General features: G+C 69.7%; 11 protein-coding genes. 8 read left to right on the plus strand and 3 right to left on the minus strand.

Going from position 1 to position 16533, the window contains the following annotated elements:
• Positions 1 to 3: 3 nt before the first annotated feature.
• From ACO06A_RS01470 to ACO06A_RS01480, 3 genes are read left to right on the plus strand one after another with little or no spacing between them, the layout of a single operon-like run.
• Entirely contained in the window at positions 4 to 699 is a 696-nt protein-coding gene (locus ACO06A_RS01470) for a hypothetical protein (RefSeq protein ID WP_421734395.1), read from the plus strand.
• Complete coding sequence (locus tag ACO06A_RS01475; protein WP_421734396.1) at positions 696 to 2201, plus strand: glycosyltransferase family 4 protein; 1506 nt, start codon at positions 696 to 698, stop codon at positions 2199 to 2201. The genes ACO06A_RS01470 and ACO06A_RS01475 overlap by 4 nt, the downstream gene beginning before the upstream one ends.
• Positions 2198 to 3718 carry a glycosyltransferase gene (locus tag ACO06A_RS01480; protein ID WP_421734397.1) on the plus strand — a complete coding sequence of 507 codons (1521 nt, stop codon included), beginning with the start codon at positions 2198 to 2200 and terminating at the stop codon, positions 3716 to 3718. The genes ACO06A_RS01475 and ACO06A_RS01480 overlap by 4 nt, the downstream gene beginning before the upstream one ends.
• A 57-nt stretch (positions 3719 to 3775) precedes the next feature.
• On the opposite strand, the gene ACO06A_RS01485 is transcribed toward ACO06A_RS01480, so the two are convergent.
• Positions 3776 to 5800, minus strand: a complete 2025-nt coding sequence (locus tag ACO06A_RS01485; protein WP_421734398.1) for a SpoIID/LytB domain-containing protein — start codon at positions 5798 to 5800, stop codon at positions 3776 to 3778.
• A 229-nt stretch (positions 5801 to 6029) separates the two neighbouring features.
• Between ACO06A_RS01485 and ACO06A_RS01490 the strand changes: the two genes are divergently transcribed.
• The 5 genes from ACO06A_RS01490 to ACO06A_RS01510 all read left to right on the plus strand — a co-directional run bounded on the left by ACO06A_RS01490 (position 6030) and on the right by ACO06A_RS01510 (position 12115).
• The gene (locus ACO06A_RS01490) at positions 6030 to 8300 is read left to right on the plus strand and encodes a hypothetical protein (protein WP_421734399.1); all 2271 of its coding nucleotides are present in this window, start codon (positions 6030 to 6032) and stop codon (positions 8298 to 8300) included.
• 79 nt (positions 8301 to 8379) lie between these two features.
• Positions 8380 to 9705 (plus strand): lipopolysaccharide biosynthesis protein RfbH, encoded by a 1326-nt coding sequence (gene rfbH, locus ACO06A_RS01495; RefSeq protein ID WP_421734400.1) that lies wholly within the window; start codon positions 8380 to 8382, stop codon positions 9703 to 9705.
• A complete protein-coding gene (gene rfbG / locus ACO06A_RS01500) occupies positions 9705 to 10739 on the plus strand; it encodes a CDP-glucose 4,6-dehydratase (RefSeq protein ID WP_421734401.1) in 1035 nt (344 codons plus the stop codon). The genes rfbH and rfbG overlap by 1 nt, the downstream gene beginning before the upstream one ends.
• The gene (locus ACO06A_RS01505; protein WP_421734402.1) at positions 10736 to 11773 is read left to right on the plus strand and encodes an NAD(P)/FAD-dependent oxidoreductase; all 1038 of its coding nucleotides are present in this window, start codon (positions 10736 to 10738) and stop codon (positions 11771 to 11773) included. Before rfbG ends, ACO06A_RS01505 begins: the two co-directional genes overlap by 4 nt.
• Before the next feature lie 3 nt (positions 11774 to 11776).
• Positions 11777 to 12115 (plus strand): indolepyruvate ferredoxin oxidoreductase subunit alpha, encoded by a 339-nt coding sequence (locus tag ACO06A_RS01510; RefSeq protein WP_421734403.1) that lies wholly within the window; start codon positions 11777 to 11779, stop codon positions 12113 to 12115.
• A gap of 767 nt (positions 12116 to 12882) precedes the next feature.
• On the opposite strand, the gene ACO06A_RS01515 is transcribed toward ACO06A_RS01510, so the two are convergent.
• Positions 12883 to 14841, minus strand: coding sequence for a hypothetical protein (locus tag ACO06A_RS01515; protein ID WP_421734404.1), 1959 nt, complete (start codon positions 14839 to 14841; stop codon positions 12883 to 12885).
• 748 nt (positions 14842 to 15589) lie between these two features.
• Positions 15590 to 16525 carry an NAD-dependent epimerase/dehydratase family protein gene (locus tag ACO06A_RS01520; RefSeq protein WP_421734405.1) on the minus strand — a complete coding sequence of 312 codons (936 nt, stop codon included), beginning with the start codon at positions 16523 to 16525 and terminating at the stop codon, positions 15590 to 15592.
• Between the last annotated feature and the right edge of the window lie 8 nt (positions 16526 to 16533).

Genomic DNA, 16533 nt, shown 5'->3' on the forward strand with positions numbered 1-16533 from the left:
TCGATGACCAACGCTTCGCCCACTCCCCTCACCCACGCTGCCGCGGCGGCCGACGTGCCGATCGAGGTGCTCGTCCTGGTGCGTGCCCTGCGCACGGAGGAGCCCAGCACGTACGCGGTCGTCGGGACGTCCGACGACGCCGTCCGCTCCGTGGTCGCCGCGCTGGACGTCCGCGGGTGGGCGTCGGACGCGGCGCCGTCCGTCCTGCTGACGCTCGAGGACTCCGTCACCGACGCGCTCGCGACGGCGGGTCCCACGTCGCCGGCCATCCTGGCCGTGCGGCGCTCGGACGCGCCCGACGAGCGGCCGTGGCCGGGTTGGGACGAGCCGGCGCAGGCGGCGGGCTACGTGGGCTGCCTCCGGACGGCCGACTGGTGCCTGTACGCCCACGAGAGCAGGGTCGACGAGCTGGGACCGGTCCTCTCGTTCGCGCCGTCCGACCGCGAGCGGTGGCCCGACGGCGTGTCGTCTCGCTCCCGCTCGGAGCTCGTCGACGAGATCGTGTACTGGCGCACGGCAGCGCTCACGCGATGGGCGAAGCGGGCCGCGGTCGAGAGCGGCCGGACGAACAAGGAGCTGAAGGACGAGGTGGCCCACCTGCACCACCTGCTCAACGCCACGTACAGCACGGTCTCGTGGCGGGTCACGGCTCCGCTGCGCGCTGTCCAGTCCGCCCGGCTGCGGGCGGGCCGCAAGTGACCATCGCGGACGTCGACCCCGAGTCCGCCGTCGGCGCGCTCGACCAGCGGCTGCGCGCCGCGAGCACGGTGCTGCTGGGTCGCGGGCGCGACCCCCGGCCGTCGGCCCCGGGACGCGTCGGCGCCCTGCTGCTCCCCGAGCTGATCGCCGCCTGCCAGCGGTCGGGCTCGCGTCAGGACCTCTGGCTCCTGATGACCGCGCTCGGTGGTGCCATGCCCGGCGAGGAGGACCTGCGCGACGCCTCCCGGCACATGGCGCTCGGCACCGACCGCGAGGTCCAGACGCGCCTGCTCGACATCGCCTTCGAGCTGGCGTCCGACTCCGACGGCGCCTACGAGCTGGACATCGTGCGCGATGCCGTCGTGGTCGACGTCGACTTCTGCGCCCGCCGCGACTTCCACACGGGGATCCAGCGCGTGGTCCGCGAGACCGTGCCGCGGTGGGACGAGGCGCACGAGATCCTCCCGGTCGCGTGGACCGACTCCTACACCGCCCTGCGGCGGTTGCACCCGTGGGAGGTCCCGAACGTCATGGCGTACCAGCCGGGCGGTGGGTCGTCCGCGAAGCGGACGGACCAGGGGGTCACGCGGCTCGTCGTGCCGCTGGGCAGCAGCATCATCCTTCCCGAGATCCCGGAACCGGAGGCCAGCGACTGCTACGCGGCCCTGGCCCAGTGGACCGACAACCGGATCGTCGCCATCGGCTACGACATGATCCCCATCGTCAGCGCAGACCTGCGGCCGGGCTTCGAGGCGACCCGGTTCGCCCGGTACCTGAACGTCGTGAAGCACGCGGACCACATCGCCGCGATCAGCCGCTCGGCGACCACCGAGTTCGCCGGCTTCTCGCAAGCCCTCGGGGCGCAGGGCCTCGCGGGGCCGCTGGTCACCGAGGTTCTCCTGCCGGCCTCGCCGCCCGACCGCGGGGTGCAGGCCGCTGCCGGCCCCGCGGACGACGCGCGTCCCGTGGTCGTCTGCGTCGGCACGCACGACCCGCACAAGAACCACGCCGTCCTCGTCCAGGCTGCGGAGCGGCTCTGGCGCGAGAAGGTCGACTTCGAGCTCGTCTTCATCGGTGGGGTCGGGTTCATGGGTCCCGAGAACATGTGCTTCACGCCGCTGCTGAAGGCCGGCCGGCCGGTGCGCAACCTCGGCCGCGTCAGCGACGAGGAGATGGCGAACACGTTGCGCAGCGCCTCGTTCACCGTCTTCCTCTCGCTGCACGAGGGCTACGGGCTCCCCGTCGCCGAGTCGCTCGCCTGCGGCACTCCGGTGATCACGTCGAACTTCGGGTCGCTCCAGGAGATCGCCGAGGGCGGAGGTTGCGTGACGGTGGACCCCCGGGACGACGACGCGGTGACCGCGGCGATGCGCACGCTCCTGACCGACCCGCAGCGCCGCAGGGCGTTGCGGGACGAGATCGCGGCGCGTGAGGAACGGACGTGGCAGGGATATGCGGATGAGCTCTGGGAGGCCTCGATGTCCGGCGTGGTGAGCGCATGAGCCGGCTTGCCGTCCTGTCCCGGCAGGCTGCGGACCCCACGGGTGCGCCCCAGCGGCGCGCCTGGGCGGACCGCCTCCGCCAGGTCGCCGACACCCTGGGTCGCCCGTGCCGGATCGCACCCGGCGCGACACCGTCCATGCGCGAGCTGACCGCGGAGCTCGGCCGCGTCGTCCAGCCGACCGACCGCGGCGAGGCGTGGCTCGCGCTCGCAGCGATCTCCGGACAGCTCCCCATCGACCGCACCGTGCTCGCGGTCTGCCGGCAGGCCGAGTTCTCGGGCGCCGAGCCGCTGATGGCGGAGATCGTCGCGGCGACGACCGCGGACACGTTGCACCGCCCCGTCCGGATCGTCACCGGTGCGGTCGTGGTCGACGTGCACCATACCGCTCACACCGACCTGGCGACCGGCATCCAGCGGGTGGCCCGCGAGACCGCGCGGCGATGGTCGGCCGCGCACCCGCTGACCATGGTCGCGTGGATCGACCACTTCCACGCCATGCGGGAGCTCACCGCGCGCGAGGACGCCCGGATGACCGGTGAGCCGTTGCCTCCGGGGACCGACAGCTCACCCGAGGAGTCCGCTGCTCGCACGGACGCCGCGATCGTCGTGCCGTGGACCTGCACGTACGCGCTGCCGGAGCTCGTCGCGGACCGCGAGCGCAACAAGCGCATCCTGGCGATGGCCCGGTACGCGCCGAACCGCACCGGCGCCATCGGGTTCGACTGCATCCCCATCACCTCGGGCGACACGAGCGACGTCGGCGTGCCCGACTTCTTCGCCGACCACCTCGCGACGGTCCGCCACTTCGACCGGATCACCACGATCTCGCAGGCGGCCGGCGGCGAGTACGGCGGCTGGAGCACCATGCTCGGCGCTATCGGCATGGTCGGCCCTGAGATCACACCGATCCTGCTCCCCGCCGAGGCTCCTCCGGTCGACGACGACGTCCTCGCCCGGGCCAGCGGCCGCTTCCGCGTCGCGGGGATGCCCATGGTCCTGTGCGTCGGGACGCACGAGCCCCGCAAGAACCACGGCGCGGTGCTGCACGCCGCCGAGATCCTCTGGCGCGAAGGGCTCGAGTTCAGCCTGACCTTCATCGGCGGCCACTCCTGGCGCGGGCAGCGTTTCAGCACCCGGCTCACCGAGCTCCAGGCCGCCGGTCGGCCGGTCGAGAGCGCCAGCGGCATCAGCGACGAGATGCTCTGGGCCGCCTACCGGCTCGCGCGGTGCACGATCTTCCCGTCGTTCAACGAGGGGTTCGGGCTACCGGTCGCCGAGTCGATCGCGGCCGGCACACCAGCGATCACCTCCGGCTACGGCAGCATGCACGAGATCGGCGCGGACGGCGGAGTCCTGTTCGTCGACCCCCGTGACGACACGTCGGTCACGGACGCCCTGCGCCGGCTGCTCACGAACGAGGACGAGTACCACCGTCTGCGCGCTGACGCCGCCAGTCGGCCCGCGCGCACGTGGGACGACTACGCCGCGGACGTCTGGGAGTACCTCGTCGGCTGATCGCCGGTCCGCAGGAGGGCACTCCGGGGGCGTCGCTCCCGGAGTGCCCTCTCTGCGTCAGCGAGAGGGCGCCGCGGCATCCACGATGGGCGCGTTGAGCTTGAGCGCACCGAGCGAACCGAGGAACGGCGCGTCACCGAACGCGAAGACCCCGCCGTCGGACGCGAACATCCAGTAGCCCGCGCCCGAGCGCGTCAGCGACGCGGTCACGATCGGCTTGTTCAGCTTGATCGCGCCCGTCGAGCCGTAGAACTGCGCCGGAGGGAACGCGAAGTAACCGCCGTCCGAGGCGACGAGCCCGTACCCACCGACGGCCGGGGCCACGGCCGCGACGATGGGCTGGTTGAGGCGGATCGCTCCTGTGGAGCCGAAGAAGCCGGCGTCCCCGAACGCGAAGACTCCTCCGTCCGAGGCGATCAGCCAGTAGCCGTTCCCCGACGGCGTCCGCTGCGAGGTGACGATCGGCTTGTTCAGCCTGATCGCGCCCGTGGACCCGCGGAACGCGGCATCGCCGAACGCGAAGACTCCCCCGTCGGTCGCGATGAGCCAGTACCCGTTCCCGGTCGCCGTCGGCAGGATGTCGACGATCGGCTTGTTGAGCTTGATCGCGCCGGTGGAACCGAAGAACGCCGCGTCACCGTAGGAGAAGACGCCGCCGTCCGAGGCGACCAGCCAGTACCCCTGCCCGCTCGCGGTCGAGGCCATGGCGACGACGGGAGAGGTCAGACGCAGGCCACCCGCCGACCCGTAGTACCCGGCACCGCAGAACGCGAAGACACCACCGTCCGAGGCGGCCATCCAGTAGCCGGCCCCGCCCGACCCGGAGCAGTAGTCGACCGGTGCCGTGACGGTGACGGAGAACCAGTCGCTCTTGAGCCCGAGCCGGCTGCGGAAGGCGTTGCCGGTGAACGTGCTGACGGTGCCGGCCATGTTGGTGACCGTCACCTGGGTCACGCGCCCACCGTCCGCACCGAGGCCGTTGCGCCCGGTGACCTGGATCGACGCGATCGCCCCCACGCCGAGCGCGCTGGTGACAGATGCCCGGGAGAGCGTGGTCGACCAGTTGTGGTTCGCGTTCCCGCCGATCGCGTCGCCGTCGTCGACGACGGCAGGGAACACCCCACCGGCCGTGTACCCACCGGTCGACGAGCTGAACTCGGTCCGCGCGATCGCCCCGCCCGACGTCCGCATCACCTGCGAGCGCGTGGCGGCCACGGCGGTGTCGGAGGACGCCGCCTCGAGCGACGTCACCTGCGAGCCGTCGGCGGACCACGTCGCTGACCCGCCGTACACCTGGCACGCGGTGGTGTCGCAGGTGATCGCGCCTGACGAGCTCTTCGAGCCGCTCAGGGCATACCCACGCGCGGCGACCGCCTGAGCCTTGAGGGCCTCGATGCCCTTGCCAGCGCCCTGGGTGGACCAGGAGGACGGCATCTCGCGCGGGACGACACCCCGCAGGTAGTCCTCGGCGGTCACCTGGTTCCACGTGTACTGGACGCCGCCGGCGAGCACGACGCGGAAGACACCGCGGTACCCGCGCGACCCGGTCGCCTCGCACACGCGCGTCTGCTGGCTCTGCTGAGTCGTGTCGGCAGAGCTGCCGACCGTCAGTCCGGACCCGAGGTTCTTCCAGAGGGTCCAGGCCGGACCCGCGCACGACGCCGCCGTGTAGAGGTTCAGCCCGCCCACCCCGTCGGCCCGGACGAGGACCGCGCCGGTGCCGGTCGACTCACCGTTCACCCACAGGCCGGGTCCGGTCAGGATCGTGTCCTTGCCGGTCAGCGCGGACAGCTCGACCGTGATCTCTGGGTTCCCCGCGTCGGACGCCAAGGTGGTCCCGCCGTAGTAGTGGCGGACGATGTCGGCGTAGGACGCTCCTTGGAGCGCGTACCCGAGCGCGCCGTACTGGCCCATGCCACGCCCGTGACCCCACCCGTGACCGGTGATGGTCACGTCGTCGGCCGCGGCAGCCGCACCTGACGCCGCGGACGTGAGCGTGGCGGCTGCAGCGACCAGGGCGACGACCGCCGCCAGCCAGCGCGAGCCGCCGCGCCGTGGATTTCGGACCTGCGTAGCCTGCACGGTGTCTCGCTCCTCACGATGTCGTTCGCGGGGCCATGAGCCGCACGGGTTGCTCATCTTTGGACGCATGAACCCGCACGTCAACGACGGCGGCGGCATGTCGCCGACCTCACCGGTGTGCTGGCGTCCGCGCGGGGCGGTTTGGTGGTGTTCGGACACGCAGGGCCGTCGAGTATCGTTCTCTGTCGGCGGACCGCCGACGGAGACGATTCGCACGGTATGGAGAAGGATGGCTCGCGCGGCAGTGATGGGGGCGGCGGACGGCGCACCCTCCGGGACCGACGAGCCGCCGGCCGAGAGCGCAGAGACGCGCGGCGCGGTCGTCCCCACGACCTCGCGCGTCGTGTGGCAGGAGATCGTCACCGCACTGACGAGTGCCGCACTCGGCGGCCTCTCCGCGGTCTGGGCACTTCGACTGTGGGCAGCGCACCTCAACGTGCCGCTCGTCGGCTCCGGCGATGCCCTGCTCAACCTCATGCTGGTCCGGAACATGCAGCTCACCGGCTGGTTCCAGAGCACGCCGCTGCTCGGTGCACCGATCGGTCAGGACCTGAGGCCGTGGCCGGTCGCGGTCGGGGACCTCTGGAGCCTGCTGTCGCTCAAGGCCCTGTCGCTCGTCCTCAGCCCCGCCGCGTCGGTCAACGTCTTCTTCGTGCTGGGGTTCCCGCTGGTCGCCGCGGTCGCATGCCTGTGCTTCCGAGGACTGTCCATCTCGCGACCGATCAGCATCGTCCTCGGTGCCGCGTACGCGATCCTGCCGTACCACTTCCAGCGCAGCGAGCCGCACCTCTTCCTCTCGGCGTACTACGCGGCGCCGATCGGCTGCCTCGTCGCCATGTGGATCTACACGCGCCAGGTCGACCTGTGGCGCAGCCCGCGGCTCTACCGATGGCGTGAGTACGTGGTCCTGGCCTCCGCCGTGGTCCTCATCGGCGGCGGCATGTACTACGCCGCGTTCGGCCTGGTCCTGGCGGTCGTCGCTGCCCTGCTGCGCGCGATCGGAGAACGCACCGTCCGGCCCCTCGCGACGGCCGCGGCGTTCTTCGTGATCGTCGTCGGAGGCATCGGCCTCGCGGCGCTCCCGAACCTCCTGTACCTGGGGTCCGCCGACGCCGACTCCGCTGCCGTCACCGGGAGGTCCTACGCGGCGAGCGAGTTCTTCGGCCTGAAGATCGTGAACCTGGTGCTCCCCGCCTGGTACCACCGCATCCCCGCGCTCGCCGACCTGCGCGCTGTCACCGGCGAGTCGGTGATCCCCGGCGAGAACACCGAGACGCTCGGCGTGCTGGGACTGGTGGGATTCGTCGCCGTCCTCCTCGCCGTCCTGGTCCCCGTCGCGGCGCACCGGCCACTCTGGCGCCGCCAGCTGCATCCGCTCGGGGTGCTGACCGTCGTCGCTCTGCTGTTCTCGACGGTCGCCGGGCTGAACAGCGTCGCCGCGGCGCTCGCGTTCGACCAGCTGCGCGCCTGGAACCGCATGTCGGTGAACATCGCGTTCCTCTCCCTGGCCGGCCTCGCCGTCCTGATCGACCGCGGCCTGCACCGCCTGGGTCGACGGTGGCCGGTCGCTCGACGGCCGCTCGCCCGCGCAGGGGTCGCCGCCGTCGTGCTGGGCATCGCGCTCTTCGACCAGACCGGGCCGGCGATCCGGCCGGACTACCCGCACACGTCGAACGCCTGGAATGCGGACGCCGACTACTTCCAGCAGCTGGAGGACCGGTACGGGGCCGGCGCGGCAGTGTTCCAGATCCCGTACTCGGACTTCCCCGAGGCCCCACCCGTGGTCTCGATGGCGCCGTACGACCACCTGCGCGCCTACGTCCACTCCGACCTGGCGTGGAGCTACGGAGCGGTGAAGGGTGCGTTCACGAGCTGGCAGGAGGTCGCGCTCAGCGAGGGCATCCCCAGCACCCTGCCGAAGCTCGTCAGCGCAGGGTTCCAGGCCATCTACGTCAACCGGAACGGCTACGCCGACCACGGCGTCGCGGAGGAGGCCGCCATCGTGGCGACCATCGGCCCGCAGGTGCCGTTCGTCAACCCGGACAACACGCTCGCCGTGTACGACCTGCGCCCGTACGCGTCGCGACTCCGCGCGGAGGGTGCACAGATCCCGTCGCTCGACCAGGTGCTGCATCCCGTGCGGATCGAGTACGGGACCGGGTTCTTCGACCCGGAGGCGGATGCGACGAAGACGTGGCGCTGGGGCGGGGCGCAGGCTGACGCCGTCATCCTGAACCCGACCGACGACCCGGTCCACGTCATGCTCACGGGCTCGATCGTCATCGCAGACCCCCGCGCCGACGTGACCGTGACGGTGGGGGACGACGAGCACGAGCTCAGGGTCGTCAACCACGTGGCGACCCTCGCGATCCCCGTCGTCGCTCCGCCGGGGACGACCCCGCTGGCGTTCGTGACGGACTCCGCGCCGACCACCGCCCCCGGGGAGACCCGCGACCTGCGCCAGCAGATCATCGACCTGCACCTCAGCCCGTTGGACTGACCCCGCCGAGCCCGCAACCCGGACACCGACCGGGCGGAGGTAAGATCATGGCCGCTTCCGCCCCGCCTCGAGGAGACCTGTGAACGACGACCTGACCGCTCGCCGAGAGTCGATCCTGGAGAGTGTGCGTCAGTTCGCCGACGTCTCGCTCGCCGCCCGAGAGTTCGTCCCCGGGGAGTCCACCGTCCCCGTGTCCGGCAAGGTCCTCGACGCGGACGACATGGTCGCGCTGGTCGACTCGTCGCTCGACGGCTGGCTCACCGCCGGCCGGTGGACCACCGAGTTCCAGGACACGCTCGCGGACTACGTCGGCACCCGGGCCGCGTCGTTCGTCAACAGCGGCTCGTCGGCGAACCTCGTCGCCCTGTCGGCGCTGACGAGCCCGAAGCTGGGCAAGCGTCAGCTCAAGCCCGGCGACGAGGTCATCACGGTGGCCGCGGGCTTCCCGACGACGCTCAACCCGATCATCCAGAACGGGCTCATGCCCGTCTTCGTCGACGTCGAGCTCGGCACGTACGACGCGATCGGCGACCAGCTGCGCGAGGCCGTCGGCCCGAAGACGAAGGCCATCATGATGGCCCACACGCTCGGCAACCCGTTCGATCTCGACCTGGTCCAGGAGCTGTGCAAGGAGCACAAGCTCTGGCTGGTCGAGGACTCGTGCGACGCGCTCGGCTCGACGTACCGCGGCCAGCGCACGGGGAGCTTCGGGGACACCGCGACCGTCTCGTTCTACCCGGCCCACCACATCACCACCGGCGAGGGCGGCGTGGTCTTCTCCAAGCACCCGCTGGTCACCCGTCAGGTGGAGTCGTTCCGCGACTGGGGCCGCGACTGCTACTGCGAGACCGGCCAGGACGACACGTGCGGCAAGCGGTTCCAGTGGCAGCTGGGTGACCTGCCGCTCGGCTACGACCACAAGTACACGTACAGCCACATCGGCTACAACCTCAAGGGCACGGACATGCAGGCCGCGCTCGGCCTGAGCCAGCTGCGCAAGCTCGACTTCTTCGTGAAGCGGCGCAAGGAGAACTTCGCCTACCTGTACGAGCGCCTCCAGGGCACCGAGGGACTCATCCTCCCGGTGGCCACACCGAACTCGGACCCGGCCTGGTTCGGCTTCCCGATCACGCTCGCGGACGACCTCGCGGTCGACCGCGAGGAGCTCATGCGGCACATGGAGACCAAGAAGATCGGCACGCGCCTGATCTTCGCGGGCAACCTGCTGCGCCAGCCGGCCTACCGCAACATCGAGCGCCGGGTCGTCGGCGACCTGCGCAACTCCGACACCGTGATGAACCGCTCGTTCTGGCTGGGCGTCTACCCGGGCCTCACCGAGAGCATGATCGACTACATGGCGGACACGCTCATCAACTACGTCACGGGCAAGGACGGCGCTCGCTGATGCATTACCTCGTCACCGGTCACACGGGCTTCAAGGGCGCGTGGCTGACCCTGATGCTGACGGAGCAGGGGCACACGGTCTCCGGGCTGTCGCTCGACCCGGCGCCCGGTTCGGTGTACGAGCGGGCGCGTCTCGGCGAGGTCCTGCGCGACGACCTGCGGGTCGACATCCGGGACGCGGCGGCGACGTCGGCCGCCGTCCGGGCCGTCGCCCCCGACGTCGTTCTTCACCTCGCCGCCCAGCCGCTCGTGCGGGAGTCGTACCGCGACCCGCGCACGACGTGGGAGACGAACGTGATGGGCACGCTGCACGTGCTCCAGGCGGTGCAGTCGACGCCGAGCGTGCAGGCCCAGGTGATCGTGACGACCGACAAGGTCTACAAGAACGTCGACCAGATCTGGGGCTACCGCGAGGGTGAGCCGCTCGGCGGCGTAGACCCGTACTCGGCCTCGAAGGCGGCGGCGGACCTGCTCACGCAGAGCTGGATCCAGAGCTCCGGCTCGACGGTGCCCACCGGGATCGCGCGTGCGGGCAACGTGATCGGTGGCGGCGACGTCTGCTCCGAGCGGCTCATGGTCGACCTGGTGGCCGCCTTCTCCGCCGGCGAGCCCGTGCGGCTGCGCTACCCCGACGCGGTCCGTCCGTGGCAGCACGTGCTCGACTGCCTGCACGGCTACCTGCTGCTGGCGGACGCGCTGCTCGACGGCCGGCTCGCGGGCGAGGCGTTCAACTTCGGCCCGGGCACGGAGTCGTTCGTCCGCGTCGGCGACATCGCGACGTCGGTGGCAGCCCTGTGGGGCAGCGACGCGACCGTCGAGCTCGACGAGGGTCCCCAGGTGCACGAGGCGGGCCTGCTCGCCCTAGACTCCCGCAAGGCCGCGCTCGCTCTGGGCTGGCACGACGCGCTGCGTCTGCCGGACGCGCTGGCCTGGACCGTCGAGTGGGCCCAGAAGGTCGGCGCGGGCACCGATCCACGCAGCCAGACCGTCGCGCAGGTGCGCGAGTACCTCGAGCTCGCGGGGCGGCCCGCATGAAGGACCAGGACGTGTTCGCGCACCGCACGGCGTGTGACCTGACCATCGTCGGTGCCGGACCCGCAGGACTGTTCGCTGCGTACTACGCGGGATTCCGTGGCCTGAGCGTGACCCTGGTCGACGCCCAGCCGGATCCCGGTGGCCAGGTTGCCGCCCTCTACCCCGCCAAGACGATCCACGACGTCGCGGGGTTCGTCGGCGTCACGGGCGCCGAGCTCATCGCCGGGCTGCGCGCGCAGGCCGAGATCTACGAGCCCCGCACGATCTTCGGCCAGAACGTGGTCGACATCGTGCGCGAGGAGCGCGAGGCCGGCCTGTCCGTCTCGCTCGAGGACGGCTCCGCGATCGACTCCCGCGCCGTCATCCTGGCCACGGGTGTCGGGGGCATCCGACCACGGGTGCTCCCCCTCGGGCACGGCTGGCACGGCCGGGGCGTCACGTACGTCGTGCACGACCCGTCGTCGCACGAGGACGAGGACATCGTCGTCGTGGGCGGCGGCGACACCGCGCTGGACTGGGCGATCCAGCTGTCCCCCATCGCGCGCTCCGTGACCGTGGTCCACCGCCGACGCCAGTTCCGGGCGCACGCGTCGCAGATGAGCCGCGCGGAGTCGCTCGGCGTCACGCTGCTTACGGAGAGCGAGATCCAGGCGATCCACGGCGACGACGCGGTCCGTGCGGTCGTCGTGCGGGACTCGTCGGGCGCCGAGCACGAGATGCCCGCCGACACCGTGATCGGTGCGCTGGGCCTGGTCACCGCACCCTCGCCGTTCGCCGCGTGGGGTTTGGCCATGCAGGACCGCAAGATCCTCGTGGACTCCGCGATGCAGTCGAACGTCACCGGCGTCTTCGCCGCGGGAGACTGCTCGACGTACCCCGGCAAGGTCGCGCTGATGGCCACCGGGTTCGGCGAGGCCGCGACCGCGGTCAACAACGCCGCAGTCCTCATCGACCCCGACCTGTCCTTGTTCCCGGGGCACTCCACCGACGAGGAGCTCCAGCCGGAGTTCGTCGCTGCCGGATCGGAAGGCTGAGCCATGGTCTACGTCATCGGCAAGGAGTGCATCGACGCGCTGGACCGCTCGTGCGTCGACGTCTGCCCCGTGGACTGCATCTACGAGGGCGAGCGCAAGAACTACATCAATGCCAGCGAGTGCATCGACTGCGGCGCGTGCGAGCTCGCCTGCCCCGAGGTCGCCATCTTCCCCGCGCGGCGCGCCAAGGGCGACGAGGAGCGCGAGGCGTTCGCCGCGGACAACCTGGCGTTCTTCGAGCTGCCGCTGCCCGGTCGCCCCGAGCCGCTCGGGAACCCCGGCGGCGCCGAGGCGCTCGGACTGATCGGCGTCGACACGCCCCTGGTCAGCGGCTGGCAGTAGGCGAGTGGCGAGTCGCTTGCCCTCTTCGCAGGTCCACTAGCTGCAACGCGATGATGACGAGACCCCGTGCCCGGCGGACCGCTGTTCCAGCTGGGACCAGGAGCCTCACCACCAGGGGCCGACTTCCCGCCTGCAGTGACTTCTGGTCTCTCGCCGAGTCGACATCACCGATCGGATCACGACCCGGCATTCGCGGCCATTTCGGAGCGTGCTCAGGCAGCGGCGATCGCGACGGTATGAAGAAGATCTCGACGTCGCTCAGGACCGGTATCCAAGGGCCGACCGGCCTGGCGGCGCACGTCGTTGCCGAGACCTTCAGTCCACTCGAAGAGCGCCGAGGCAAGGTCCTCACAGCTGACCAAGCAGCAGCAGGCTAAAGGCTCGCGCCGCAGGCTCGACCAGCATGACTCCATCTTCGTGTTGTCCACGCTCGAGGCGAGCCAATCATGGACCCGAGCAGCCGGCTGCGCGTAACCGGTGCCCGAAGATCCAAGACCCGTAGTAGCTGCCACGCCAGGCATGCACAATCTCGCCGGGTACTGGTTGGCGGCGCCAGATCGCAAGTTAGCCCACGACCGTGCGGGCGAACACGTCGAGCACCGCGCTAGACCGCCCGGGCGCTGGTGAGGTACTCGGTGTTGTCCGGTACTGGCGGCAGGTGTTCCGAAGAGTGGGTCAGGCTCCGATGGGTGTCGGGCGCTCACCTTTCGCGTTTGGCGAGACCGGGAGCTCCTCACCGGATCGGACCGGCGCTGCTTCAAGACGCGTCAGGGTCGTACACCCAAGACCGCACGCGGCAGCAACGTATACAGAGCGGAGTCGCCGTCGGAGAACTCTTCGGCTCGTCTGAAGTCCACGTACCCCTGACACGAAGGATCCGCAGCGAGGGAGGCCGCCACCGGTGTTGTCACAAGCAGCATGGATGCGTTGCCGGGCCACGGGGCCGCACACTGCGCCGTGGTGAACACTCGGCTGATCGTCAGATAGCCGTCGCTGCTAGCAACGCTGACCGAGCCGAGGCCAGAACTGGTGGCCACGAGGCTCGACATCGGCAATGCTTGCACCACCGCTCCGGAGGCCAGCGCGCTTGCGAGGCGCTCGTTGCCGTTCGCCGCCGCCACACGCTCGACAGAGGCGACCTGTTCGGTCACCGGGGGAAACTCCGCGCGGTCGCCGGACTGTAGCCATCCGAGTGTCAACGCCGGCGGAAGAGCAAGGACGCCCGCGCCCGCCGCGGCAGCAACGGCAATTAGCACGAAGGCAACACCGATGACACGGTTCACTCGACCATCCGCACGACGAGCGCGCAACCCACGGAGGCCCACGCGGAGCATCGGCAGCATGCACGCGACAACTAGACCCACCGAGAATGCATACCCACCAACGATTGTCGGGGCAAATGACCTGCCCGCAAAGTAGGGGATCGTGAGCAGGGACCATCCGCCCGCGAGACACAAACCGAGACCCTGCTGGCCGCGCCACGAGGCAGCGGGACTCGTCCGCACGAGCACGAAACCTGTCGCGGACGCCGCCACGAACAGCGCAATTACCGCAATATGGATTCCAAACTCGGCCACCGGCGCGGCCCCGAAGCCGTAGTCACCAAAGACTAGCGTGAACTGGAGCCAATACTCCCAGTGGATCGGATGGCCCGACAATGCTCCCAGCCAAGTGTAGACGGCGAAGACCGCCGCTGATGCGGTTACTAGCCAGACCAACGGTCGCCACGCTGATCGCGGGTGTCCCGCGACCAGACAGATTGTCACCGTGATCGTGAGCGCTGCCGGCAGCCCGTAATCCGGATTGTTGAGGGTCGTAACACCTACGCACAGCCCAAGGAGGATCCAATGCCACCAACGACTGGCCGCGATCCCGTGACGCAAGACGAGAAATGCAGCGAGAATCGTTACAACTGGAAGGACCACCCGCATCGGCAGCACCGCGAAATAGGTGGACGCGCTTAGTCCGCCGCCTGAGAATGCCGCCACAACGGGGCCGATTAGGACGACTCCAGCAGGCATTGCCATGCGCAGCCCCCCGAGCAGGACCGACACTACAATCGCGGTACCAATCGAAACAAGTTGAAGAACCAGCAACCACGCGAGGGTCAATGCCGTCGTGTGTCCAGGCCATAGGTAGTCGATCGCGGCGACCGGATAGCTCAGCAAGACCGAGTATTGCGGGATGTAATCTGACAGAGGTACGTGTCGTGCGGCCGTGGCAGCAATCTCATCGGACGTGAATGCGAAATGGAATGGGTCCCGTATCGCTCCGGGCGTCTGTACCCAGAGGAGCAACACGAACGGCAGGGCAACCGTGGCGACGAAGCCTGAGACTGAAGCCCAGACCCACCGAGAGCGTGCAACGAACACGACCACAGTCACGCCCGCGAAGGCCGCTCCGACGATGGCGCTGCTGATCGGGAGCCCGACCCACATACCCGTCGGATCAGATGCATCTCTCAGCGAGGCGACGATGAGGACGATCGCCAGCGCGGCCGCTGCGACGGCGATCGCGGTGGACTTCCAACGACCGTCAACAGCAACTAATCGCTGGACAAGCTTGCCCCCGGGTAGGAACGCGACAGCCAACACCATTGCCCACGCCCACCATGCAAGGACGAGCAACCTGTCCGTCGGCTCGGCAAGACCTGGTGCGGAGAACTCCGTCGTCGGAGCTTGGGCATGTGGCGCCGGTCCCAATGTCACCAGGGCCGCAGTGATCACTGCCACTCCGATAATCGCGTAAGGCCCAATCATCTCTATTCGACGCGTACGAGTTCGATGCGCGCGTTCTAGCGCCGGAACGTCACCGGGCAGGTCCGACGCGATGCGCTCGCCGAGGCGACTGGCCGCTGGGCTGGCGGGTCCCAGGCTCATCCGCATAGACCAATCAACGAGTAGCGAGGCCCGCGCGCCGCCGTGAGTTCGTCGACGCGGACAAGGGAGCCCGCACCCAAGCACGAAATCGCGATCCGGTTCTTCATAAGCCAGTCCGGGCAGCAGCCGGCGGCGACACACCTGTGCTCCACACGTTGCCCCTCATCGAACCGGGTGCCGCCGGCTACCACGCCGATGCGCATAAGGTCACGCGCCAGCAGGAAACGGACGGCCTTGTTGGACTCCCCGGGCGATGTCAACGATTCGACGAGCCTGTATCGCTGGGTTGCGCGCACGGCGCGTTCCAGGAAGCGTCCTCGTCGGCTCCGCGCTCTCGTTGTCCCGCTGGGGTTTCTCGGTCGCGGAGTAATGCACCGCCGGGATCTCCCACAGTCGACGGCCGACACTGTGGCGGCGCTTTTGCACCGGCACCACGCAGCAGTCGTCGAGGGCCATGACCCCGACCGCGCCGGGCACCTCCGCGGCGTCGTGCGGCGCGTCCACGCGATGGCCCTAGGCGCCCGGTCGGCGCGCACCGAGAGGATCCTGCTTGCTACCTGGTGGGACCCAAGAGAGTCGTACGCGTGGACGTGCGTCATGCGCACGCGGCCACGGCCAAATAGGCGTCTACCGTCCGGATCTGCTCGTCCAAGCTGACCGGCTCGTAGCCCAACTCGGCGCAAGCCTGGTCCCAGGTGGTGTCGCGTGTGTAGTAGTCATCCACGGCCGCCCTCGACTGCTCCGCGCGGGTGATTTCAGCGCGCGTCCCGAGGACGTCGTTTACGCGTGCGGCGAGGGTCCCGAACTCCACCAATTCGCCTGCCGAACTCACCGTTCCCGAGCTCAGCGCACCGTAGGCGAGGCACACTGCGAAGAAGTCGTCGACCCCGATGTAGCGACGCCAGACCTCGTGCCCAGCCCGGACCCGGATTGCTCCCTCGCGCGCCTGCGAAATCAGGTCTGAGAACGCGTATCGACGCGGCCGTCCCACCAGCGTCCCGGACAGGCTATAAGGGCGGGCTACCAGGAGGTTGGCGTCGACCCGCTGATCCAGCCCTGAGAGCGCGAGCTCCGCCTGCCGCTTGAGATAGCCGTACGGGTCGACATCGACCTCATGGTGCGACGCATCGAGCGGGTGCACCGCAGCGCCGCTGGACACGGACACCACGGTGCGCACGCCCGGTAACTGCGCGACGTGCAGGAGTCGCTGCGTCAGCACGGTGTTCACGTGCACAAAGTGCTCGATTGTCATGTCGTCGACGTAGTCTCGCAGGACGAACGCGCAGTCCACGACGACCGTCGGTGCAAAGTCGCACACGGCCGCCCAGTCCCACGCCACCGCATCGATCGATCCATTGCCGTGGTCTACCGTCCGGGGACGCTGAGTCACGTACATCGCCCGCGCTGGATTCCCGTGCAGCAGTGCTGCGACCGTCGACCCGAACCATCCGCCTGCACCCGTCACGAGAACCCGGTCGTCCGGGCGCAAAGCCCTTGCGACCAGCCGGACAGCGCGTTCGCTGACGACCACATGCCCCC

It is taken from the genome of Cellulomonas sp. (assembly GCF_965229465.1).
Taxonomy (GTDB): domain Bacteria; phylum Actinomycetota; class Actinomycetes; order Actinomycetales; family Cellulomonadaceae; genus Cellulomonas.